We start from the raw sequence: 20,834 nt of genomic DNA, 5'->3' as shown, positions 1-20,834 counted from the left end.
CTCGACGAACCCCCCAGGTCGAATCTAGTCGGAATCGTGTGCGCCGTTTCGGCAACGCACCAGGAACGATCGCTCGAAGGTGATCACCGTTTCCCCCGTGGATTTCCTGCCGGTCGTCTCGACCGTCACGATGCCTTGGGTGGGGCGGGATCTGGAGTGGCGCGTGGTGAGGATGCGGCTGGTGGCGTAGAGGGTGTCGCCTACGAAGACCGGGTCGGCGAGGCGGACTCGGTCCCAGCCGAGGTTGGCCACGGCGCGGGCGGACAGGGCCTGGACGGTCATGCCGCCGATCAGGGCCAGGGTGATGGAGCTGTTCACCAGGACTCGGCCGTATTCCGAGGCGGCGCCGTAGGTTTCGTCGAAGTGTAGGGGGTGCTGGTTCATCAGGAGCAGGGTGAGCCAGGTGTTGTCGGTCTCGGAGATCGTGCGGCCGGGCCAGTGCTTGATGACCATGCCGGGTTCGAAGTCCTCGTAGTCGCCGCCGTGCTCCTCGACGTATTCGTTGTCGCCGACGCGTCGCAGGGTCATCGCCGGTACTCCTCGTAGATGGCCGCCGCGGCGGCGGTGTCCTCGATGGCCATGCCCACGCTGCGGAGGATCGTGGTGCGGCCGTGGGGGTCGGGCAGGGGTGTGCCCAGTTCGTGGAGATCGGTGAGGGTGATGAGGCCCTGGCTCAGGGCCGCGCGGATCTCTCCGGCCTCTTCCTGTGCGGCGGAACGGGTTTCGACGGTGATGACGGCGGACTTCAATAGCGCCGGGTCGATCTCCAAGGCGTTCTCATGGACGCCGCCGATCACGTTGAGATGTGCGCCGGGGGCTATCCAGTCGGCCTGGATCAGGGGCTCGGGATCGGCGGTGGCGGTGGCGGTGCAGATCAGTTCGGCGTCTCGGACGGCATCGAACGGGTTGTCACAGACGGTGATTCGGGCAGGGGAGTGGGGAGTGTCGCGGATATGGTCGGCGAAGGCCTGTGCCCGAGATCGGGTTCGAGACCACAGGCGGACCGAATGTATCGGCCGGACAAGGGATATCGCATTCAGTAATGCCTTCGCTTGGACGCCCGCACCGATGACGGCCAGATCCTCGGCGTCGGGGCGGCTGCACAGCCGAGTCGCCAGCGCCGCGAGCGCGCCGGTCCGGATGGCCGTCAGTTCCGCGCCGTCGAGCAGAGCGAGGATGCGACCGGTATCCAGATCGGTCAGGACCACGATGCCATGGATCAGCGGCAGACCCCGGCCGGGATTGGCCGGGGTGAGGGTGGTGACCTTGACCGCGGCGAGTCTGCGCGCGCTCCACGCGGCGGGGCTCACCAGCAGCTCGGACATGGTCGAATCATGGTGGACCAGTGTGCGTTCCGGGGATTGCGCCCGCCCGGCGGACAGGTCGGCGAAGGCCGCTGCGAGGGCGTCGATCACCGCGCGCAGGGTCGCCTCGCCGCGCATTTCGGCGGCGGTGATCATCGGTGGCGTGGCGGTCATATCCGCACCTCGCCGCGCGCACTCAACTCCGCGACCACATCGACGATGAGATCCTCCTGACCTGCGATGGCCTGGCGTCGGCCGAGTTCGAAGAAAACATCGCGCGGATCGACCCCGGCCCGTCCGGCCAGGTCGAGCACCGGATTCTTGAATCCCGAGAACACACCGGCCAATCCGCTGACGATGCTCAGCGAGTTGGTGACCGGGGGCGCGGGCATGAGCGTCCGCTCGGCGATATCGGCGGCGTCGAGCAGGCCGTACAGATTGATACCGGTCGAGAACCCCATCCGCTCGAGCACCGGCACCAGCACCTCGAGCTGGGTGTTGCCCGCACCCGCGCCGAAGCCGCGCGCACAGCCGTCGATGATCCCGGCCCCGGCCTGCGCGGCCGCGAGCGAATTCGCGACGGCCATGCCGAGGTTGTTATGCCCGTGGAAGATCACCGGCACCTCGACCGCCGCGGCGATCGCGGTGATTCGCGCTGTGACATCCGGCGGCAGGAAATGCCCCGCGGAATCCAGGATGCCGACCGCCTGCGCGCCGTATTCGACCAGCAGGGCGCACTGCTCGGCCAGCTGCTGCGGGGTGGCCATATGGCTCATCAGCAGCACGCCGTGCGCCTCGGCGCCCGTCTCGCGCAGGAAGCCCAGATGCCGTTCGGCGAGGTTCGCCTCGGTGCAGTGCGTCCCGATCCGCACCACATCCGCGCCGTGCGCCAGCGCCGTGCGCAGATCGGCGGTGGTGCCCCAGCCGGGCAGCATGAATACGCCCATTCGACTGTGCGACAAGGCCTCTCGCACGGTCGCGAGCATCCGCTCATCGGACAGCGCGGCCCGGCCGACCTGCAACGAGGATGCGCCCAGGCCGTTGCCGTGGCCCACCTCCACCACCGGGATGCCCGCCTTGTCGCAGGCCGCGGCGTAGTCGCGGAGCTGATCCACCTCGAGCCGATGGCGGACGGCGTGGTGCCCGTCGCGCAGCGTGGGATCGTGGATCAGCACCTTCGCGGTCATTGCCCCACCCCGGTCATGGCGGCCGAATTCCGGCTGGCCGCATACTGTTCGGCCACCAGGATGGCCGCCGCGTTGATGATGTCCAGATTCCCCGCGTACCGGGGCATTACGGCACTGGTCGCGATCACCTCGGCCGAGACCGATACCCGCTCACCGGCCACTGTGCATGCGGTGATCCCGTAGCCGGGCGCGAAGGCCCGCACCTGCTCGGCGGCCGCGGCCAGCACGGCGTACACGCCCTCGGTGGTCGCGCCCTCGACCTCCGCCGAGATCGCCACCCGGAAGGTCGCGGGCGGAACGGCCGGGCTGATGTTGATGATCGCCTTGGTGTCGGGCACGCCGCTGAACACGCTCAGCGCCTGCTGCGTGGTCATCACGAATTCGTCGAGATTCAGCCGGGTGGCGCGCCCGGCGATATCGCTCGCGACCGTCGTGACGACCTCGAGGTAGCGCGTCGGGAACCGGCGCGCGAGCGCGTGGACGAGGGGGACCGAGGCCTGGCCGCCGCAGCTGATCAGGCTGATATTGCGATGGGTCGGCACCCGTGTGCCGGTGACCGTGGGGACGACCATATGCCCGAGCTTGCTGGGCGTCAGATCGATCAGCAGTGTGTCGAGCGGTTCGAGTCGCTGCCAGTGTTCGCGATGGGAATGCGCGTTGGTGGCGTCGAAGACGACGTCGAACGGGCGTGCCGCCGCGAGCAGGGCATCGATCCCGTCGGCGGTGACCGGGTAGCCGAGATCGCTCGCATGCCGCAGACCCGCCGAACGCGGATTGCGTCCCGCCACCAATGCGCACCGCAGCAGCGATGATCGGCGAATCTTGTCGACCAGATCCATGCCGATCATGCCGGTGCCGAGGACGGCGACCCGCAGGGGCTCAAGAGAATTCATGACCGGCCTCCTTGCCAGTACCGAACCGGATGTCCCAGGCGTCCGCGAGCGCGACCGTGGCACGGGCCTTGCGGGCGAACGGCGGGCCGACCATATTGCCGTCGAGGACGGCGACACCGCCGACGGGCACGGCCGCGGTGACCCGGCGGGCGAACCGCAGCTCGTCCGGATCCGGGCGGTAGGACCGGTTGATCGCGTCGAGCTGATCGGGATGGATGGCGACCTTGCCGTGGAAGCCCAGGGCCCGCGTCCCGTCGATCTCCTCCTGCAGGGCCGCGGGCTCCTCGAGGTGGAAGTTGCTGGTGTCGATGCAGCCGATGCCGTAGTGGGCGCAGGCCATCGCCATGGCGTGCCGGGCGCCCAGCATGCCCGCCCAGGTGATCTCGATGCCGAGGGTGGCCGCGAAATCGGCCGAGCCGAAGATCAATCCGTCGGAGACCGCGGCGATGGCGTCCATCCCGGTCACCGCCTCGACCGTCTCGACGGTCACGTAGATCTCGGGATGGCGTCCGGCGCAGGCGAAGACGTCACGCACCATGGTGATCTCCGCGGGGGATTTCACCATCGTCAGGACGAGGAAGCCGGGCGCGGTCGGGCATTCGGCGAGCAGGATCAGGTCCCGCATCGCCTCGAGCGTGCTGAGTTCGTTGATCCGCACGGCCGTATTCGCCGGATTCGGGGCCTTGTCCAGCGCCTCGCGGCAGATCGCCCGCGCGTCCGACTTCGCCTGGGCGGGAATGGAATCCTCCAGATCGATCAGGTGGACGTCGGCGTCGTAGGACCAGGCCTTGATCACTCGCTCGAGCGAGAGCGCCGGGGTGTAGAAGATGCTGCGCGGTATCGCGCGCGCGGTGGGGCTCATCGGACCGGCTCCGGTGTCGGGGCGGGCGTGGGCGCGCCGATCTGGGCCAGCACCGCGCACAACCGGCGGATCTGTTCCTCGGTCTGCCCGGCGCGCAGCATGACTCGCAGTCCGGCGGTGCCGCGGGGCACGATGGGGAAGAACACCGGCGAGACATAGAATCCGGCCTCGAAGACCGTCCGGCCCGCCTCGACCACCGTCGAATCGCTCATGGGCACCAGGCGGATCGGATAGGTGCTGCCCGCCTGGGCGGTGGGGATCAGCGAATCGAACAGCGCGATATTGCGATACAGCCGCTGCTGCAGATCGGTGAGTTCGGCGGTGCGGTGGATCTCCGCCGAGGCCAGGCCCGCGCCGCAGGCGGCGGTATTCAGCAGCTGCGAATAGTTCAGCGCGCCACCGAAACGCTCGATGATGCGCAGCGTGTGCTTCGAATAGCCGTCGAGCACGATCGCGGCGCCGCTGGTGCCGAAGGCCTTGTTCAGGGTCATCACCACGATCGTGCGATCGTCGCGAACAGGGGAGTGCGAGCGGACGTAGCCCATGCCGCGCTCGCCGTAGGCCGACAGCGAATGGGAATCGTCGTAGTAGACCAGCAGGCCGTACTTGTCCTGCAGCTCGGCCAGTTCCGCGACCGGCGCGTAGCCGCCGAGGCTGTCGCTGCCGTCGCAGACATAGGCGACCCGGGCGTAGGTCTTACAGGCGTCCTCGATGAAATCCAGATCGTGATGCGGTGAGGTGACGACCTCGGTCTCATCGGCGCAGACCGGTTTGAGGTTGGCCATCGAGATATGCGCGTACCGGTCGAAGATCATCAGCGGCCGGATGCCGTTGCCGAGATGACCCGATGCGATCAGCGGTAGCAGGCCGAAGGTCGCGGTGCTCGCGGCGATCGAGCAGACGACGGTGGCGCCGAACAGCTCACCCAGCGACGCCTCCAGTTCGAGCATGGCCGGGATCTGCACGCGGCTGCGGGCGATGCAGTGGTCGAGGACCTTATAGCGGCGCAGCGCGTCGATACCGCCCTCGATCACCCGCGGATGGGAGTCGAGATCCAGATAGGAGCAGCAGCTGAAGTCGATGAATTCATGTCCGGCGGGGACGAATTCGAGTCCGGGCTCGGTGCGCAGCAGGCCGGTGTCCACGTCGAGGTGGGCGGCGATTCCGGCGATGCCGTTGCGTTCGGACAGGTCCCAGAACGCATTTCCGATGCCGACCAGCTTGTCGTTGTTGCGGTATGCGTTGGTGGGGGTGATCTGTCTGCGGTCGGTCATCGCGTGCTCCCGGCGGCCTCGGGCTGATAGTTGTAGACGCCCTTGAGTTTTCGGTAGGCCGCGGTGTAGAGGGCGCTGCCCAGGACGTAGGGGCGGCGCAGGATCTTCCGATCCCACATCCAGAAGTTCATGTTGATGTTCAGCTCGTCCACCGATTCGGCCTGATGCCACCAGCCCAGGGGCAGATACAACATCTGGCCGGGTTCGAGCAGGATGTCGCGGCGCTGCGGCAGCCGGGCCGTCAGGCGCGGGAAGCGGTGCGGGTCGACGTCGGTGAAGTCGAACGCCTGCGACTTGTCGCCGAAACCCCGCAGCAGTGAGCGCGGATAGTAATCGCGGAATCCCGGTGGCATCAGGATGAATCGCTTGCGGCCCGCCAATTGGATATTGAAGTTCTCCAGCTCGTCGAAATGGCTCTGGGTGAATACGCTGCGATGGCTGATCCACAGATTCGCGGCATTGCGCAGACTCCGCGGGCCGAACAGCTCCTCCGGGTCGAATCCGATGATCGCGCGCACCGCGTCGGGCAGGTTCATGATGTTGGAGACGATGCGATGCCAGGCGCGCGCGTCCGTACCGTCGCCGTAGCGTTCGAAGAACTCCCGCAGCAGAATTCGCGAGGTCTCCCAGCGCCGGGTGTTGGTCCGGCTGCTCGGCTCGGAGAACAGTGTCACCGGGGCGTCGCCGAGCCGGTCGAGCACCAGGTCGCGGTCGAAGGCGCGGCGCTGGGGCAGTCGATCGATCACCACGGGCACATCCGCCCGGATGACCGCATCGCGGCCCAGTGCTCGGAAATCGTCGAATGCTATGTGCGCCACCGGAAGTGCGGTGTGTAAAGCGGCCCCGTTGTTGTCGTGTGTCACGGCGTCCTCCCTGTGTACTACTTCTCACGCCTGCTTACTGAGTTCGGATGCTGGTGCGGCGGAACCGGATTCGCGGCCCGCCGCAGCCCGTAGCGTCGCGCGCCCGGCGACCGCCGCGCACAGCGCGAAGACGCCGCCGCCGACGGCCAGCCATCCGGCCAGATGATGGCCGCCTCGATCGGCGAGCTGTCCGCCGATCGCGATGCCGAGGGCGGATCCGAGCGCGGCGATGCTGGACAGCCAGGCGAATCCCTCCGACAGCGAGCCCGCCGGAACCAGTTGCTGCACCAGAGCGCTGCCGGTGATCCACGTCGGCGAGACCACCAGGCCGGATACGAACGCGGCCGCCGCCATCACGAGGGTCGGACCGGCCAGGGCGAGCGGCACCGCGCCGAGGCCGAGCAGCGAGATCGCCACGAGGAACAGCCGATCCCGGCCGACCCGCCAGTTCACCGCGCCGAACCACAGGCCCGACAGCAGGCTGCTCACCGCGGTCAGAGCCATCAGCAGGCCGGTGAGTTCGGTGATCCGATGTTCGCGGGCGAAGGCGATGATCGTGATGTCGACCGCGCCGAGGAACAGGCCCATGCCCAGATAGGTCACGACGAGTACGCGGATGCCGGAGACGCCGATCGCGCGGGCGCTTCGGATTCCTTGGGCCGGTCCGGATTTCGGCTCGGAACGCCGGTGCAGTGCGAGCGCGCCGCTGCCGAGAGTCGTCAGCGCGATACAGGCGATCAGGCCGGAGGCCGGATGTATGCCGGTCACCACCGCGACGACCAGCAGCGGTCCGGCGATGAAGATGATCTCGTCGATGATCGACTCCACGGCATAGGCCGTGCGCAATCGGTCCGGCGTGGCCAGCGTCGCCCAGCGGGCGCGCACGAAGGAGCCGACCGGAACCACCGTGCAGCCCGCGCCCAGCGCCGCGGGGAGCAGGACCCACAGCGGGGCGTGCAGCACGATCGCGACGCCGAGTGCGGTGGTGGCCAGCGCATTCAGCACGCCGCCGGCGAGCAGCACCGGGCGCTGGCCCAGCCGATCGGCCAGGCGGCCGATGAACGGCCACGCGAGGCTCTGCGCGATGACCATCGTCCCGGCGATGGTTCCGGCGGTCCGCAGCGATCCGGCCACCGCCGCGACGAGCAGCACGCAGCTGACCGCGCGCATCGAGGCCGGGAAACGACCGATGAGGCCGGAACCGGAAAGTACCAGTGCACCCGGAGATTTCAGCAATCCGATATAGGATCCGAATCCGGTATTCGATTCGGCCGCATCGCCTGCCACGTAATCTCCAGAGAATAGGAACTAGTCACGCTCGCTACGAGTGGTAAGCGTACAACAGTTACTCTGACATATCTCTGAGATGCATTGGGGCACATGCGAAGTCCAGGCAGAAAACATTCCCGATACATTTCGCATTTCGAAAGGAGCCCGGGATTATGGGGTCTGGCGCGAATCGGCTACGTTATCCACCAGGGCTTTTCGGTGGGATACTCGTCGAGGTCGTCGGGCCAGTCGCTCGGGCCAACCACATTGCCGCCGGGCGTCGGGCGAGAAGTGGGGTCCGGAGGCGCCGGAGTCGTGTGGCTCCACGGCCAGATGTAGTTGGGAGAGGCCTCGAGGTCGCCTACCTCCGGTGGAATCGGCCGGGCCAGATATTCGATGTCCGGCCAGCGGCATTCACCCGCCCGGACCCGGGCGGCATACTCCCGCAGGGCGGGGGAGGCACCCTCGGCGTCGGCGAGAGCGGACATGAAATCCTCGGTCACCACGGTGCGCTCGTGCAGGATCTCGGCGACATCGAGGTTGTCCAATTGGATTCGGGCCGTGCGCAGATCGTCGACGGCGCCCATCAGATCGCGGACGAGCGCCTCGACCGTGGGATCGAGGTCGGGTTCATGGTCGCGGCCTCGCTGCGGTCTCATGCGTTGTCCCACGGGTTGGATCCGGACCCGGCGTCGTAGCCGTCCTTCGGTTTGCCGAGCGTGTTGTCGATCCGCGCGATCTCGGCGACGTCCTTGGCGAGGGCCACCTTTCGGGTGGCGTCTTGGACGGAGTCGGTGATGGGGGCGATGGTGTCGTCGAGCTTCTGCTCGGCCCTGTCCTTCAGCTGGCCGATCGGGTCCTTGATGAATTCGAGAAGCTTCTTCACCTTGTCGACCAGGGCCTTGATCTTCTGGACCAGATTGATCGCGGTATCGATGATGGTGAACAGTTTTCGCCCGAGGTCGACGATCTCCCAGGCCTGCCCGACGAGCGGGATCTTCTTACCGATCGTCTTGAATACTCCCTTGACGCTGGTGAAGTCGATCTGGTCCTCGAGAATTCCCCAGAGCTTCTGCAGGATGGACTTGACGGCCTTCCTGATCTCATCGGCGACCGCTCCCAGGGCGTCGCTGATCACGCGGCCGACCGGACCCTCCCATTTCATGGCCGCGATCTGATGGTTCGCCCAGTCGTTGAACGACAGCGCCGCCTTACCGTCCCAGGTCGGATCGATACGCTTGAGCCCGGATTCGAGGTTCTTGCCGCATGCCTCCATGCCGTTGCCCGCGGCCTTGTACGCCTCGCCGATCCTGCGGACCTCGCTCCAGTTTCCTGGGATCGGTTCCAGGCATTTGCCGAGCGGGTCGATCTCGCTGCCCGCCGTGCGCGTGATGTTCTTGATCGTCTCGTTGAGATCGCCGAGGACGGGGGCGACCTCACCGATGAGCGCGGCGGTATCCTCCTTGTTCGCCTGCGGCTTGTCGAGTGTGAACTCCTCGGGCTTGGAATAGCTCGCGGGCGAGGCATAGGCCTCGGTCACCCCGAAGGCCTCGATAGTGCCGGGGGTCGTATTCGGCTTACCCGGTCCGACCGGGCCGAGGTAGGTGTGGTTGTTCAGTGCGTCATAACTTCTGTTGTCCTGGTCGGAGTACATCCAGGCGGCCTTGTTCAATTCGAGGCCGGTTACATTGGTCGTGTCCGCGAGGGTGTCCATGCGTGATTTGGTGCCGTCGGCCGCGCCGCGGACCGGGGCCAGCAGTCCATCGATGATCGGGCCGTGTAACCAGGATGCGGGATATCCCTCCGTGCCGATGAAGGTCGCCGCCGTGGCGGCGTCCTCGCCTATTCCGCCGACAAGGACGCCGAACCCCGCCAGTTCACTCGGATTCGCCTTGAATGTCTCGCCCACCCGCTGTTGTCCTTCGCTCTTACTGTGTCTTGACGACTGATTCGATGATTCGGTCGATATCGGCATCCGACAGCGACTTCGGTAGTCCCAGATGGTGTTCGACCATGAACACCGCCACCTCGGCGGAGGCGTATGCCGGCGTCGCGATGATGTCGAATCCGGCCTCGGTCGGATCGCACTGGGATTTCTTGGGGATGTTCGTGATCCGCGCGGTGTAGCGAACGGCCGGTCGGCCGGAGATCGTCGACGTGATCGGCCCGGCGATCGTGACCGCCGCCTTCTGGCCGGACTTGTTGTCGGAGAAGATCTTTTCGGCCCTATCGATATCCGTCCGTGCCGCGGTGTCGATATCGATTCCGCTGCGCCCGCGTGCCCCGACGGTGGCCAGTGCCGACCCCTCGGTGGTCGGGCAGTAGCCGTAGCCGTAATCGCTCACCGCGCCGTAGCCGACGATGGTCGCGCCGCTCGATTCGTCGGTCCACCCCATTACCGCCTGATTGCTGGGCCGCCATCCGGCGCCGGGCGGCACGCTATAGGTCAGTCCGTATCGGGTCGGTACGGGTTGTGGGTTCCCGGTAGACGCCGCGGACATCGGCGGCGGAACACCCATCGATGGGAATCCGGGAGGTAGGGGCGGATCCGCCGGTTCGGCGGGGCCGGGCGGCGGCCGCCACGTCGTTGCCGCTCGCTCGGGCGGCTCGGTCTGGTCCAGGTACGGATTGCCGATCCACAGTGCGACTCTCAGCACTGCGATGGCGGTAACCAGCAATAAGGCGATTCTGACGAGCTGGACGGTGATCCCGCCCCCTCGAACGAACCGGGTCATGCGCGACACGCGAGCGGCTACTTCGTGCCTAGGGGCGCGGTGAAAGCCACGGCCAGTTCGCGAATCTGGTCGCAGGGAGTGGGAACCTGTGCGGGGCCGGGGAATACGACCAGGCCGACGTCGAGGATTCCGTCCGGGGACGAGACCGCCGCGGAGCACATTCCCGGAAGGTTCGGAGTCTTGTACAGCACGGCCTCGCGGCCGTTGATCGGGGCGGAGTCGAAGACCGAGCGCCTGTCGTTGGCCCGGATCTCGTCGAGGGTCTGGTTGATCGACTTGATCGTGACGCTACCGGTGAGTGCCTTCTCGCCGTTCACCACGGCGGTCCTGGTGAAACTGCAGCCGATGCTGGTCAGCAGGTCCGAGACGATCTCACCCGCGTCGCGCTCCCGAGTGGTCGGGTCGAACCCCACACGGCTGACCACATCGTCACCGATCTCGACGCACGGATCGAAGCGCACCTGCTTGGTTCCGGTCTGCGCCGGTGCCGGGGGTACGGATACCCGCAGCGACGGTTTCGCGGTATGCCCTCCCGAATCTCCGCTATCGCACGCCGACAATGCCAAAGTCGTGACGAGTACCCAACCGGCCATTTGGGCTCGTTGCATAGGGCTACGCCCTCCCCTCCCAGCTACCTTCGAACAATTGCACCGAATAGGACAATTGCCCCGAACGACAGCACGCAGCCTAACCGAGTCTCCGATTTGATCTCTGCAGCGGGTGGGAAGTGGGAGTCTTCCTGGGGTTATGTGGAGATTGTATGGGAATGCTGGATGCCCGGGAACAGGGTGTGTTGTCTGGTGGTGTGCTGTCGCGCTGGAACAGGCCGGGGTTTCGATTCAGCGGAGCGGGAGCACGATACAGCCTCGAGCAGGGCGCGTTATCAGCCCGATAATGCGCCGGGTTCATCACACCCGGATTCTGTTGTGGACGTGAGGTATTCGCCCGGATGGTGATACCGATTCATCCGTGGCCGCTGACACCGATCCACATGCGCCGGTGGGATCCACCGCGTGCGACCGGGTCTGTGGTGACCGACCGGGGCCGCGACCGCACGCCAGTGGGCATCGGTCGTGCCCGCGAGTCGGTGGTGGGGTTCGCAGGCGAAGGTCAGCTGATCGGCATCGGTCCTCCCGCCCTCGGCCCACTCGGTCCGATGATGGGTCTGGCACAGCAACCCCGGCTTGGTGCAGCCCGGGAAGGTGCACCCGATATCGCGGGCGTGCAACACGATCCGCTGATCCGCCGACGCGATCCGCTTGGACCGCCCCAGATACAACGGACGACCGTCAGCGTCGTCGAACAAGGCCAGATAGTGATGGGCGTGCGAGGCCAACCGCACCGCGTCACCGACCGACAGCATCGCGCCACCCCCGGTCGCCACGTGCGGCCCGCTGACCGGCAGCCTTCCGCCGTCTCCGGTCACCACACGCGCCCCGCCGACACCCACCTTCGGGGCAGTCGGATCATGCTCGGCGACCGCGTCTTCCAGCTCCCGCAACGTCATCGATACGATCACCGTCACCGGCAATCCCCGATGCTGCCCCAACCGGCCCGACGCGATCGAGTCCCGCAACACCACCTTCAATGCATCATGGTGACGCTGGCCCGCGCTGCGCGTATCTCGCCGTTGCGCGTCTGTACCGGGTTCACCGTCCACGCACGGTGTGTCGTCGTCGGGATTACAGGCACCGGGCTTGGCGTACTTGGCGAACACCGCCTCCAGATATGCCCGCAACTGCGGATCGGCGACCATGGTGCAGGTACTCATCAGATCCCGGCCCTGGCGACCCATCGTGAACGACCGCCGCCGCGCCCGATCCGTATCGGTGAACGTGCCATCCGGATTCACCAGGGCCTCCAGCTTGTCGGCCACCCTGCGTAGCTGGTCGGGCCGCAATACCCGTGCGTGCCCGGCCAACTCGGCCTCCGCCCGCGCCCTGGTTTCCGCGTCCACGACACACGGCAGATGCGCCATGACATCGCGCACGATCTTCACATGCGCGGGACCGATCACGCCCTCGGCGTGGGCGGCGGCGGTCGCGGGCAGTATCGGATCGATGACCTCACCGGTGAGACCGGTGTGATGGGCCAGATCATCAGCGGCCCGCCACCGCGCTCGCGCCTCGGCCGGGCTGATCCGCAACCCGTCGGCGAGGGTATCGACCAGCGTGCCGGTGGCGAATTCGGTGCTGCTCCACTGCTCATGCAGCTGCGCGACCAGTTCCAACCCGACCGCGGGCACCGCACGAGCAACCACCTCGAGGCGTTGTAGCAGCACCAGCCGATCCCGATTCGACAACGCGTCCGTGCGGACCTTCACCACCTGTGCCAGTGCGTTCTCCAGCGCGCACGCCGCCGCCTCGACCGACGGATCGGTGATCAGGGCGGGAATCGCTCGCATGTTCGAATCCTACCGACCTCACTAGCGACACGCTAGCGACTTCTACTGGTCACCAAACACTTTCCGCGTGTCGTGCACCCTGGTGCGGCAAGCGAGGCGGTCCATCCTGTTCCGCTATCTCGGCACCGGGCAATACGCGTGGGCCGAGTTGCTGATGCCCGACGGCGGGCACATTCGAGGTAGAAGCTGTAGGGTCTCATCGGCATTGGCATGTGACGATGCCTTGACCTGCGGTTTTATAGCTTGTCTCACGCCGCAACTCTCGCCTTCAGTCGCAAAGCTATGGCATCTCTTCAGTTTTCGACGCCACATTGCCGTCCCTTGGGACGTGATAGAACCGCTAGTTGTCGAGTAACTCTGGGGCGAAGACGTCCTCGATCTGCCACCGTCGCGAGGACAAGCCTTGTTCGAAGTGGTAGCGCAGATAGGTATCGAGGGCGGTGCGGTTGGCTGCGATGCCGTAGGGCCACCAGTTGTCGCCGAACTGTTCACTATTGCGTTCGATCAACGCGTTGATCCACGGCACCATGGTTTGGACTTCGTACAGTCTGCGGTTGCGGCGATAGTATTCGGCGGCAGTGTCTTTCGCTTGGGAGAAGACGCGGTAGACGTCCCGCGCGAGGCCGGGGCGCTCCCGCAGCAGATCCCTGCGGACGACGATGGTGTGCATGATCGGGAAGATCCCGGTCCGCTGGTGATAGTCGCGTTCGAGGGGCTCGAAGTCGGGGAACAGCCGGGTGACGTTCGGAGATCCGTCGAGTACGCACTGCGGAACGTTCGCCGAGAACAGGGCGTCGATCTCACCCGCGTCGAGCATCGCGCTCAGTGTCGCTCCCTCGGGTGTGGTGGTTACCGTGAGATCGGCCGGGTGCGGGTGCGGGATGAAATCGAAAGGGGGCATGGGTGATTCGAGGCCACCGATTACCCAGCGGTTCTGTTCGGGCTCGAATCCGTACTCGTCCATGAGGATCCCTTTGGCCCACACGCCGGAGTCCTGGCCGTAGGTGCCGAATTCTCCGATGGTCCGTCCGGTGAGAGCGGCGGGGTGGGTGATGCCGCTGTGGGTGTTGACGAAGATGCACGAGTGCCGGAACACCCTGTTCGGGAAGATCGGTAACGCCACGTACGGCAAGCCTGTTTCGAGCAGCCGCAGGTAGAACGTGAGGCCGAGTTCGGCGATGTCGAACTCGTTTCCGCGGATCAGCCGGTCGAAGATCTCCGGCAGGGTGGCGGCGGTTTTCATCGTGACGTCGCTGCCGTCGACGGTAACGCTCCCGTCGAAAAGTGCCTGCGTCGTGTCGTATCGGAAGCACCCGATGCTGAGAGTGTGGTCGGTCATGAGCGTGAATCTCCTTGTCTGCTCGACGCTTTCAATCCTTCGCCGCAGGTGGGCCGCCCGTCCAAGACCATCTCCGCAAACCCGATACCGCGTAGGTATCGTGTTGTGGTGGATCTTCGTTTGCTCCGATACTTCGTGGCGGTCGCGGAGGAGCGAAACGTCGGCCGGGCGGCGAACCGCCTGCACATGACACAGCCGCCGTTGAGCCGGGCGATCCGGGAGCTGGAGGACGAATTCGGCGTCCTCCTGTTCGAACGCACCCCGAAGGGCGTCGCCCTCACTCCCGCCGGCACAACGATGTACGACGAGGCGAGTGCGTTGCTGGCGCAAGCCGACCGGATCCGCAGCCGGGTGACCGCCGCGGGGTCGGCGACCCTCACAATCGGGACGCTGGCGGATACGGCCGCACACGTCGGCACTCGGCTGGTCGCAGTGTTCCGGGCACGCCATCCGCAGGTAAATGTCCGCGTCCACGAAGCCGATCTCGGCGATCCGACGGCCGGACTGCACGCCGGGCTCGTCGACGTGGCGCTGACTCGAACTCCCTTCGACGACAACGGCATCAACATGCGCATCCTGCGCTCGGTACCCGTCGGCCTGGTGATGCGGGACGACGACCCGCTCGCCCATCGCTCTTCGGTGTCGGCGACCGACCTGACCGGCCGCCGCTGGGTCCGGCTGCCACCCGGCGTCGACCCGGTATGGACCGCGTACTGGACCTGCGACGCGCACGACGACACAGCGCCGGTGATGCGGACGATCCAGGAATGCCTGCAAGCGGTGGTGTGGAATGGAACGTCGGCGCTCGCCCCCGTCGACCAGCCGCTGCCCACCGGCCTCGTCGCCGTGCCATTCCACGATCGCCTGCCGAGCAGCCTCGTCGTCGCATGGCTGAAAACCGCTCGCAGCCCGCTGATCCGCAGCTTCGTCCAGGTTGCCGAGCGCAGCTACAGTCTCCGCGATGACGAAAGCGGCGTCTGAGCCGACATCTGAACCGTCCGAATCTCCACGAACATCCGCACAGCCCGCTCACGCCACTCGGCCGGGTACTTCTTCCTCGACGACACGACTCCATCCTCCTCGAGAGATGAAGTCTCCTGACATGCCGGGGGATTCAGTCGCGAATCGCGGTCTGATCACCATCGAATCGCAGCTCGGCACTGTAGGTGCTCTGTTCGTCGGGTGGGTCCGGCCGGGTCTTCGATTTGATCTGTGAGGTGGGTTGAAAGTGGGAGTCTTCCTGGGGTTATGTGGGGATTGCATGAGAATGCTGGATGCCGGGGGCAGGGTGGGTTGTGTGGTGGTGTGCTGTCGCAATCCGAATGGGAAATCCTGATGGGAGGCAGGCTGTGGATGAGGAGAACTCGACGTTGGCTCGGCGGCAGTTGGGGAAGGCGCTGCGGGATGGGCGAAAGGCCTTGGGGCTCACGCTGGAACAGGCGGGGGTTTCGATTCAGCGCAGCGGGAGCACGATACAGCGGCTCGAGCAGGGGCTGAGGGCTCGCGTTCGGGAGCTCGAGGTCGAGGCGTTGTGTCGGGTCTATGAGTTCGATGACGGGAAGACTGCGGCGTTGCTGCTGCTTGCCGCGCAGGGTGATGAGCTCAATTGGTGGTGGGAGTACCAGGAGTTGCCAGCATCCACAGTCTGGATCTTCGTCGGGTTGGAGACCTCGGCCCGCACGATAACGACCTACGAAGCCGAGTTCGTCCCGGGGCTCCTGCAGATTCCCGCGTACACCGGAGCGGTCATGCTCGCCGCTTATCCGGAGGAGAGCCCCGAGTCGCGTGCGCAGCGGATCCAGCATCGGATGCGACGACAGATGTGCATTACACGTAGGTACGATCCCGCGACCTATAACGTGATCATCCGAGAGTCGGTTATCAGGGGAACGGTCGGCGGATCGCGGGTAATGGCGGCGCAGTGTAAACACCTGGCGGATATGAGTACTCGCCCAAACGTCACCCTCCAGATTCTCCCGCTCAGCACGGGCTTCCCCTTGGGTATGTCGGGTGGACCGTTCGTAAGCTTCGAGTTCGGTGTCAACAGGCGTGGTCAGGCAGCCGAACGTCCTGTAGTGATTGTCGAGACGTATCGGGGCGTTCTGTACTTGACCAAACGAGAAACCGTTCTGAAGTACCAAGAGGGATACGATGCCCTTCAACGGAATGCACTCGATCCAGTGGCCAGCCGAGCATTGCTTCGGCAGGCGGCGAGGGAGTACGCGACATGATCGACCTGTCAGCCCCGAGATGGTTCAAGAGCAGCCGCAGTAACGCCAAAGAGAATTGTGTCGAGGTGGCCCACCTCCCCAACACCCTTGTCGCCGTGTGGCATTCGAAGAACCCCACCGCCCCCGCACTCCTCTTCACCCCCACCGAGTAGTCGGCCTTCAACGCCGCCGCCTCCCGTGGCGACCTGGATCGCTGACACCGACCACATCGGCGGATCGCCTCACTGATGCCAGAAACCCACCTCGCTCCACGCGACGGTGATGGGACCGGAGCCGCTGGCTGTCTGATACGCGCCGAGCTTGTCGTAGAACTCTCCGCCGGGGGCGTTGGTGTCGGTGTAGGCGAGCTTGTCGTCGATGTAGACCTGCAGGGTGTGCCGCGCGGTGTCGTGCACGGTTTCGACCCGCACCGGAGTGCCGTCGGTCGCCGTGCCCGCCGGGGCGATCGTCGCTCCGCCCTCGACGTTGTACAGGCGACGGTTCCGGTCGACGGCGAGCAGGAAGTACGGGCCTTCGTTTCCGTTGAACGTCTGCTTCAGTGCGATTCGGTCGCCGGTCATATCGTGGATGGTGAATGTGCCTGCGAATCGGCGGATTCCGTCGGAGTAGTTGCCCGTGCCGCCCGCGTAGCCCTGGTATCGGCGTTCGGCGCGTGCGGCTCCGTTGTCACACGCTCCCTTCGCCGATGCGTCGGGTGCGCTGGCGGGCAGGATGAAAGTGCTTCCCCCGGAATCGGTTCGGCCTCCGTTGCACAATTGCGCGCTGAAGGTCGGTGCGTCCGGCGTCCAGTCTCGAGCCTGGACCGGGTCGCTCGACGCGGTGGGCGCGAACGTGAGCGGGGCGAGGATGATGCATGCGGCAAGGAACAGCTTCTTCACGAGTTCGACCTTCGCTTCGTATCCGCAGGTTATCCGTAGGTGTGTACGGTGCATTTACCGTCGGAGAACATGGGATTCGTATCGACCGGCAGGCTCGGGTCCGGGTCGGCGATGATGGCGAAGTTGTCGGTGATGGATGCCTCGCAGTCGTCCAGTGCGGGTTCGGGTTGCGTGCTGGCCGGGCCCATCCACAGGTCGACGTGGTACTTGTGCTTGCTCCAATCGGCCGTGCACTCCACGCAGCCGTCCTCCATGATGAAGTACTTGCGCAGGTGGGCGACATAGATTTTGGTGCCCGGGGCGAATTCGTGCTGGTCGGTGGCGAAGGTGCTCGGGTGATCGAAGGTGCCGAGATCCTCGGTCGCCTGCTGGTGGATCTGCGGATAGGCGATGACGGCGGTGCCGTAGTGCCCGTTGCCGTCGTCGTTGTCGTTGTAGCCGTAGGAGGTGATGTAGGCGGTGGTCGTCTGCGGCGCGGCGTGCGCGGCCGCGAACGGCAGGCCGATCAGGAGTCCGAAGGTGGCGGATGCCGCCGAGAGCAGGGCTTTGGTGGTGTGCAGCATGGTGTTTCGCCTCCGTGGGGGCCGCGGCGAGTTCTGTTGCGTGCCGGGCTGTTTCGAGTGGAAGTAATTCTCACTCTCGGGGCGGGGTTGCGGGGGCGGGTTCGGGTGGCGCAATTGTGAAATCGATGTCCAGTCAAAGATGTTGTGTAACAACATCATTCACATACCGGAATGTTCACGTATTCGAATGTCAGCCTTCGACTCGATTTCCCGTCGCCGGGTGGAACAGGTGGATGGCGGCGGGGTCGGCGATATGCAGGGTGATCGACTCGCCGGGGCGGGCGGGTGCGCGCTGGGGGGAGCGGGCGACGAAGGTGACCTCGTCGCCGTCGAGGCCGGTGACGGGCGCACCCGGGATACGGGCGTAGACGTAGGATTCGCTGCCGAGATCCTCGACCAGTTCGACGGTGACGGCGAAAGCCGGTGTATCGCCGCGCAATTGGAGATGTTCGGGGCGCACGCCGATGGTCACCGTGGTCAGCCCGGCCTCGGCGATGCGGGTCATCCGGTCGCGGGGCAGCGGCACCGTGGTCCCCGCGAGGTCGACGCCGTCGGCGACCACCGGCACCGTGCACAGCGTCATCGACGGTGAGCCGATGAATCCGGCGACGAAGGCGTTGGCCGGGTGGTCGTAGAGTTCGGCGGGGGTGCTGAACTGCTGCAGTCGGCCGTCACGCAGGACCGCGACGCGGTCGCCCATGGTCATGGCCTCCACCTGATCGTGGGTGACGTAGACGGTGGTGGTGCCCAGCCGTCGTTGCAGCGCGGCGATCTGGGTGCGGGTCTGCACGCGCAGCTTCGCGTCGAGATTGCTCAGTGGTTCGTCCATACAGAACACGCGCGGCTCGCGCACGATGGCGCGGCCCATCGCGACCCGTTGCCGTTGTCCGCCGGACAGTTTCGCGGGTTTGCGATCCAGGTAGGGGGTCAGGCCGAGCAGTTCGGCGGCCTCGGCCACGCGGCGTTTACGTTCGGCCAGCGGCACTTTCATCATCTTCAGCGCGAAACCCATATTCTCGCCGACGGTTTTGCTCGGATACAGCGCATAGTTCTGGAACACCATGGCGATATCGCGGTCCTTCGACGGCACGCCGACCATATCCCGGCCGTCGATGCGGATCGATCCGGTATCGATCTCCTCGAGCCCGGCCAGCATGCGCAGCGCGGTGGATTTGCCGGAGCCGGACGGCCCGACCAGCACGATGAACTCACCGTCGGCGATATCGAGATCCAGGGAGTCGACCGCGAGGGTGTCGGCCCCGGAGTAGAGGCAGGAGGCGTTCTCGTAACGCACTGTGGCCATGGATGTTTCCTTACTTGATCGCGCCGAAGGACAGGCCACGCACCAGCTTGTTCTGCGCGAGCCAACCGGCCAGGACGACGGGCAGGGCGGTGAGGACCGCGGCCGCGGACAGTCGCGCCCAGTACAGTCCCTCGCCGGTGATGAAGCCGACCAGATACACCGGAATCGTCTGCGCCTGCACCGCGGTCAGATTCACCGCGAAGAAGAATTCGTTCCAGGAGAAGATGACGCAGATCAGGGCGGTGGCGGCGATGCCGGGCGAGACCAGTGGCAGGATCACCTCACGCATGGAGGTGATCGTTCCGGCGCCGTCCATGCCGGCGGCCTCGAGCAGTTCGCCGGGCACCTCGAGGAAGAACGAGCGCATCATCCACACCGCGATGGGCAGATTCATGCCGGTGTAGAGGATGACCAGGGCCCAGATATTGTCGAGCAGTCCGATATCGCCGACGATCACATACAGCGGCACGATCGCGGCCACGATCGGCAGCATCTTGGTGCCGATGAAGAACATGAGCGCGTCGCGGGTGCGCCGGATCGGGCGCAGCGACAGCGCGAACGCGGCCGGAATACCCAGGGCCAGAACGAGTATCGCCGAGACGATGGTGGCGAACGCCGAATTGAGCAGGGTCGTGCCGATACCGCTGTTCAGTACGGCCGAGAACTGATCCAGGGTCGGGGTGAACACCACCCGCGGGGGATCGGTGTAGGCGTCGCCCTCCTGTTTGAAGGCCGTGATCACCATCCACAGCACCGGGAAGAACATCCCGATGCCGACCACCCAGGCCAGCACGCCCCAGCCGATACCGGATCGATCGCGCCGCTTGGCATTCATCAGGCCGCCTCCTCTTTCCCGGTGAAGGACCTGAACAACAGGCGCAGCGCGAGCGTGGCGACGACGGTGGTGGCGATGACGGTGACCACGCCCATCGCCGCGGCCTGGCCGATATCGAAGCCGAGGAATGCGCGCTGATAGATGTAGAAGGGCAGATTCGAGCTGGCGATGCCCGGTCCGCCCGAGGTCATCATGTACACGGCGTCGAACGTGTTGACCAGGTAGATCGCCCCGAGCACCGCACCCAGTTCGATGAACCGGCGCAGATGCGGCAGGGTGAGTTCGCGGAAGATCCCGAGCGCGTTCGCGCCGTCGACCCGGGCGGCCTCGGTGATATCGCGCGGCATCGACTGCAGCCCGGCCAGGATCAGCAGCATCATGAACGGCGTCCACTGCCAGACCAGTTCCGCCATCACCGCGGGCAGCGGATACTTGCTGATCCAGTCGACCTGGCCGACGCCGAAGGGCTTCAGCACGAAGTTGATCAGGCCGAAGACCGGATCGAGCATCGTCGTCTTCCAGATCAGCGCCGCCGCGACCGGAGTCACCAGGAACGGCGTGATGAGCAGCGTCCGCACGATGCCGCGGCCGAGGAAGGCGCGGTCGAGCAGCAGGGCCAACAGCAGCCCGAGGATCACCGAGACGATCACCGTGCCCGCGATCAGGATCACGGTATTGAGCGTGACCTCGCGAAACTGGCTGTCGCGGAACACCTCCGCGTAGTTCTGCAGGCCGGTGAAATGCCGCGAACCCGGGCGCACCAGATTCCACGACTGCGTGGAGTAGTACAGGGTGAAGACGAACGGCACCTGGGTGACCACGATCATGAAGATCAGCGCGGGCAGCAGGGGCCCGCGGCGGCGCCAGCCCTGGGCGCGCGAGATATCGCTCATG

At 65.7% G+C, this 20,834-nt stretch carries 22 protein-coding genes; 3 read left to right on the top strand and 19 right to left on the bottom strand.

All coding sequences use genetic code 11. The annotated features are described in order from the left end of the window. Positions 1-24 precede the first annotated feature (24 nt). The 14 genes from ACIA76_RS17960 to ACIA76_RS17895 all read right to left on the bottom strand — a co-directional run bounded on the left by ACIA76_RS17960 (position 25) and on the right by ACIA76_RS17895 (position 14,130). Positions 25-528: a MaoC family dehydratase gene (locus ACIA76_RS17960; protein WP_397152919.1), complete on the bottom strand. Its 504-nt coding sequence runs from the start codon at positions 526-528 to the stop codon at positions 25-27. Continuing rightward, positions 525-1,478 carry an ornithine cyclodeaminase family protein gene (locus ACIA76_RS17955; protein ID WP_397152918.1) on the bottom strand — a complete coding sequence of 318 codons (954 nt, stop codon included), beginning with the start codon at positions 1,476-1,478 and terminating at the stop codon, positions 525-527. The genes ACIA76_RS17960 and ACIA76_RS17955 overlap by 4 nt, the downstream gene beginning before the upstream one ends. After that, positions 1,475-2,491 carry a 4-hydroxy-2-oxovalerate aldolase gene (gene dmpG / locus ACIA76_RS17950; RefSeq protein ID WP_397152917.1) on the bottom strand — a complete coding sequence of 339 codons (1,017 nt, stop codon included), beginning with the start codon at positions 2,489-2,491 and terminating at the stop codon, positions 1,475-1,477. The genes ACIA76_RS17955 and dmpG overlap by 4 nt, the downstream gene beginning before the upstream one ends. Further along, on the bottom strand, positions 2,488-3,384 hold the full coding sequence (locus tag ACIA76_RS17945; protein WP_397152916.1) for an acetaldehyde dehydrogenase (acetylating): 897 nt from the start codon (positions 3,382-3,384) through the stop codon (positions 2,488-2,490). The genes dmpG and ACIA76_RS17945 overlap by 4 nt, the downstream gene beginning before the upstream one ends. Next, the gene (locus ACIA76_RS17940; protein WP_397152915.1) at positions 3,371-4,246 is read right to left on the bottom strand and encodes an HpcH/HpaI aldolase/citrate lyase family protein; all 876 of its coding nucleotides are present in this window, start codon (positions 4,244-4,246) and stop codon (positions 3,371-3,373) included. Before ACIA76_RS17940 ends, ACIA76_RS17945 begins: the two co-directional genes overlap by 14 nt. Then, complete coding sequence (locus ACIA76_RS17935) at positions 4,243-5,520, bottom strand: aminotransferase class I/II-fold pyridoxal phosphate-dependent enzyme (RefSeq protein ID WP_397152914.1); 1,278 nt, start codon at positions 5,518-5,520, stop codon at positions 4,243-4,245. The genes ACIA76_RS17940 and ACIA76_RS17935 overlap by 4 nt, the downstream gene beginning before the upstream one ends. Beyond that, positions 5,517-6,383, bottom strand: coding sequence for a cupin-like domain-containing protein (locus ACIA76_RS17930; RefSeq protein ID WP_397152913.1), 867 nt, complete (start codon positions 6,381-6,383; stop codon positions 5,517-5,519). The genes ACIA76_RS17935 and ACIA76_RS17930 overlap by 4 nt, the downstream gene beginning before the upstream one ends. A gap of 24 nt (positions 6,384-6,407) precedes the next feature. After that, positions 6,408-7,670: an MFS transporter gene (locus ACIA76_RS17925; RefSeq protein ID WP_397152912.1), complete on the bottom strand. Its 1,263-nt coding sequence runs from the start codon at positions 7,668-7,670 to the stop codon at positions 6,408-6,410. 176 nt (positions 7,671-7,846) lie between these two features. Beyond that, complete coding sequence (locus tag ACIA76_RS17920) at positions 7,847-8,311, bottom strand: hypothetical protein (protein ID WP_397152911.1); 465 nt, start codon at positions 8,309-8,311, stop codon at positions 7,847-7,849. Further along, a complete protein-coding gene (locus ACIA76_RS17915) occupies positions 8,308-9,561 on the bottom strand; it encodes a hypothetical protein (RefSeq protein WP_397152910.1) in 1,254 nt (417 codons plus the stop codon). Before ACIA76_RS17915 ends, ACIA76_RS17920 begins: the two co-directional genes overlap by 4 nt. A gap of 19 nt (positions 9,562-9,580) precedes the next feature. Beyond that, the gene (locus tag ACIA76_RS17910) at positions 9,581-10,309 is read right to left on the bottom strand and encodes a hypothetical protein (RefSeq protein WP_397152909.1); all 729 of its coding nucleotides are present in this window, start codon (positions 10,307-10,309) and stop codon (positions 9,581-9,583) included. Between the two features lie 95 nt (positions 10,310-10,404). Beyond that, positions 10,405-10,980 carry a DUF3558 domain-containing protein gene (locus ACIA76_RS17905; protein ID WP_397152908.1) on the bottom strand — a complete coding sequence of 192 codons (576 nt, stop codon included), beginning with the start codon at positions 10,978-10,980 and terminating at the stop codon, positions 10,405-10,407. A 290-nt stretch (positions 10,981-11,270) separates the two neighbouring features. Then, a complete protein-coding gene (locus ACIA76_RS17900; RefSeq protein ID WP_397152907.1) occupies positions 11,271-12,791 on the bottom strand; it encodes an HNH endonuclease signature motif containing protein in 1,521 nt (506 codons plus the stop codon). Positions 12,792-13,131: 340 nt separating this feature from the next. Next, on the bottom strand, positions 13,132-14,130 hold the full coding sequence (locus tag ACIA76_RS17895; protein WP_397152906.1) for a 4,5-dihydroxyphthalate decarboxylase: 999 nt from the start codon (positions 14,128-14,130) through the stop codon (positions 13,132-13,134). A gap of 108 nt (positions 14,131-14,238) precedes the next feature. Here ACIA76_RS17895 and ACIA76_RS17890 point away from each other — a divergent pair, with 108 nt between their 5' ends. From ACIA76_RS17890 to ACIA76_RS17880, 3 genes are all read left to right on the top strand, one after another. Then, a complete protein-coding gene (locus ACIA76_RS17890) occupies positions 14,239-15,111 on the top strand; it encodes a LysR family transcriptional regulator (RefSeq protein WP_397152905.1) in 873 nt (290 codons plus the stop codon). A gap of 368 nt (positions 15,112-15,479) precedes the next feature. Further along, positions 15,480-16,361: a helix-turn-helix domain-containing protein gene (locus ACIA76_RS17885; RefSeq protein ID WP_397152904.1), complete on the top strand. Its 882-nt coding sequence runs from the start codon at positions 15,480-15,482 to the stop codon at positions 16,359-16,361. Next, complete coding sequence (locus ACIA76_RS17880; RefSeq protein WP_397152903.1) at positions 16,358-16,513, top strand: DUF397 domain-containing protein; 156 nt, start codon at positions 16,358-16,360, stop codon at positions 16,511-16,513. The genes ACIA76_RS17885 and ACIA76_RS17880 overlap by 4 nt, the downstream gene beginning before the upstream one ends. Before the next feature lie 69 nt (positions 16,514-16,582). Here ACIA76_RS17880 and ACIA76_RS17875 read toward each other — a convergent pair whose 3' ends face one another. The 5 genes from ACIA76_RS17875 to ACIA76_RS17855 all read right to left on the bottom strand — a co-directional run bounded on the left by ACIA76_RS17875 (position 16,583) and on the right by ACIA76_RS17855 (position 20,833). Further along, entirely contained in the window at positions 16,583-17,239 is a 657-nt protein-coding gene (locus tag ACIA76_RS17875; protein WP_397152902.1) for a hypothetical protein, read from the bottom strand. 29 nt (positions 17,240-17,268) lie between these two features. Beyond that, positions 17,269-17,802 carry a hypothetical protein gene (locus ACIA76_RS17870; protein ID WP_397152901.1) on the bottom strand — a complete coding sequence of 178 codons (534 nt, stop codon included), beginning with the start codon at positions 17,800-17,802 and terminating at the stop codon, positions 17,269-17,271. A 190-nt stretch (positions 17,803-17,992) separates the two neighbouring features. Further along, entirely contained in the window at positions 17,993-19,105 is a 1,113-nt protein-coding gene (locus ACIA76_RS17865; RefSeq protein ID WP_397152900.1) for an ABC transporter ATP-binding protein, read from the bottom strand. A 10-nt stretch (positions 19,106-19,115) separates the two neighbouring features. Then, entirely contained in the window at positions 19,116-19,940 is an 825-nt protein-coding gene (locus tag ACIA76_RS17860; RefSeq protein ID WP_397152899.1) for a carbohydrate ABC transporter permease, read from the bottom strand. After that, the gene (locus ACIA76_RS17855) at positions 19,940-20,833 is read right to left on the bottom strand and encodes a carbohydrate ABC transporter permease (protein ID WP_397152898.1); all 894 of its coding nucleotides are present in this window, start codon (positions 20,831-20,833) and stop codon (positions 19,940-19,942) included. The genes ACIA76_RS17860 and ACIA76_RS17855 overlap by 1 nt, the downstream gene beginning before the upstream one ends. Between the last annotated feature and the right edge of the window lies 1 nt (position 20,834).

Origin of the sequence: Nocardia sp. NPDC051570 (assembly GCF_044454005.1) — a bacterium.
Lineage (GTDB): Bacteria > Actinomycetota > Actinomycetes > Mycobacteriales > Mycobacteriaceae > Nocardia.
The sequence above is the reverse complement of the archived record's forward strand: the minus strand, read 5'-3'. Positions and strand labels throughout refer to the sequence as shown.

Bases quoted from the DNA above. Each gene is read 5' to 3' on its own strand.
- ACIA76_RS17960 (WP_397152919.1), bottom strand. From the start codon at position 528: ATGACCCTGCGACGCGTCGGCGACAACGAATACGTCGAGGAGCACGGC.
- ACIA76_RS17955 (WP_397152918.1), bottom strand. From the start codon at position 1,478: ATGACCGCCACGCCACCGATGATCACCGCCGCCGAAATGCGCGGCGAG.
- dmpG (WP_397152917.1), bottom strand. From the start codon at position 2,491: ATGACCGCGAAGGTGCTGATCCACGATCCCACGCTGCGCGACGGGCAC.
- ACIA76_RS17945 (WP_397152916.1), bottom strand. From the start codon at position 3,384: ATGAATTCTCTTGAGCCCCTGCGGGTCGCCGTCCTCGGCACCGGCATG.
- ACIA76_RS17940 (WP_397152915.1), bottom strand. From the start codon at position 4,246: ATGAGCCCCACCGCGCGCGCGATACCGCGCAGCATCTTCTACACCCCG.
- ACIA76_RS17935 (WP_397152914.1), bottom strand. From the start codon at position 5,520: ATGACCGACCGCAGACAGATCACCCCCACCAACGCATACCGCAACAAC.
- ACIA76_RS17920 (WP_397152911.1), bottom strand. From the start codon at position 8,311: ATGAGACCGCAGCGAGGCCGCGACCATGAACCCGACCTCGATCCCACG.
- ACIA76_RS17905 (WP_397152908.1), bottom strand. From the start codon at position 10,980: ATGGCCGGTTGGGTACTCGTCACGACTTTGGCATTGTCGGCGTGCGAT.
- ACIA76_RS17900 (WP_397152907.1), bottom strand. From the start codon at position 12,791: ATGCGAGCGATTCCCGCCCTGATCACCGATCCGTCGGTCGAGGCGGCG.
- ACIA76_RS17895 (WP_397152906.1), bottom strand. From the start codon at position 14,130: ATGACCGACCACACTCTCAGCATCGGGTGCTTCCGATACGACACGACG.
- ACIA76_RS17880 (WP_397152903.1), top strand. From the start codon at position 16,358: ATGATCGACCTGTCAGCCCCGAGATGGTTCAAGAGCAGCCGCAGTAAC.
- ACIA76_RS17870 (WP_397152901.1), bottom strand. From the start codon at position 17,802: ATGCTGCACACCACCAAAGCCCTGCTCTCGGCGGCATCCGCCACCTTC.
- ACIA76_RS17865 (WP_397152900.1), bottom strand. From the start codon at position 19,105: ATGGCCACAGTGCGTTACGAGAACGCCTCCTGCCTCTACTCCGGGGCC.
- ACIA76_RS17860 (WP_397152899.1), bottom strand. From the start codon at position 19,940: ATGAATGCCAAGCGGCGCGATCGATCCGGTATCGGCTGGGGCGTGCTG.
- ACIA76_RS17855 (WP_397152898.1), bottom strand. From the start codon at position 20,833: ATGAGCGATATCTCGCGCGCCCAGGGCTGGCGCCGCCGCGGGCCCCTG.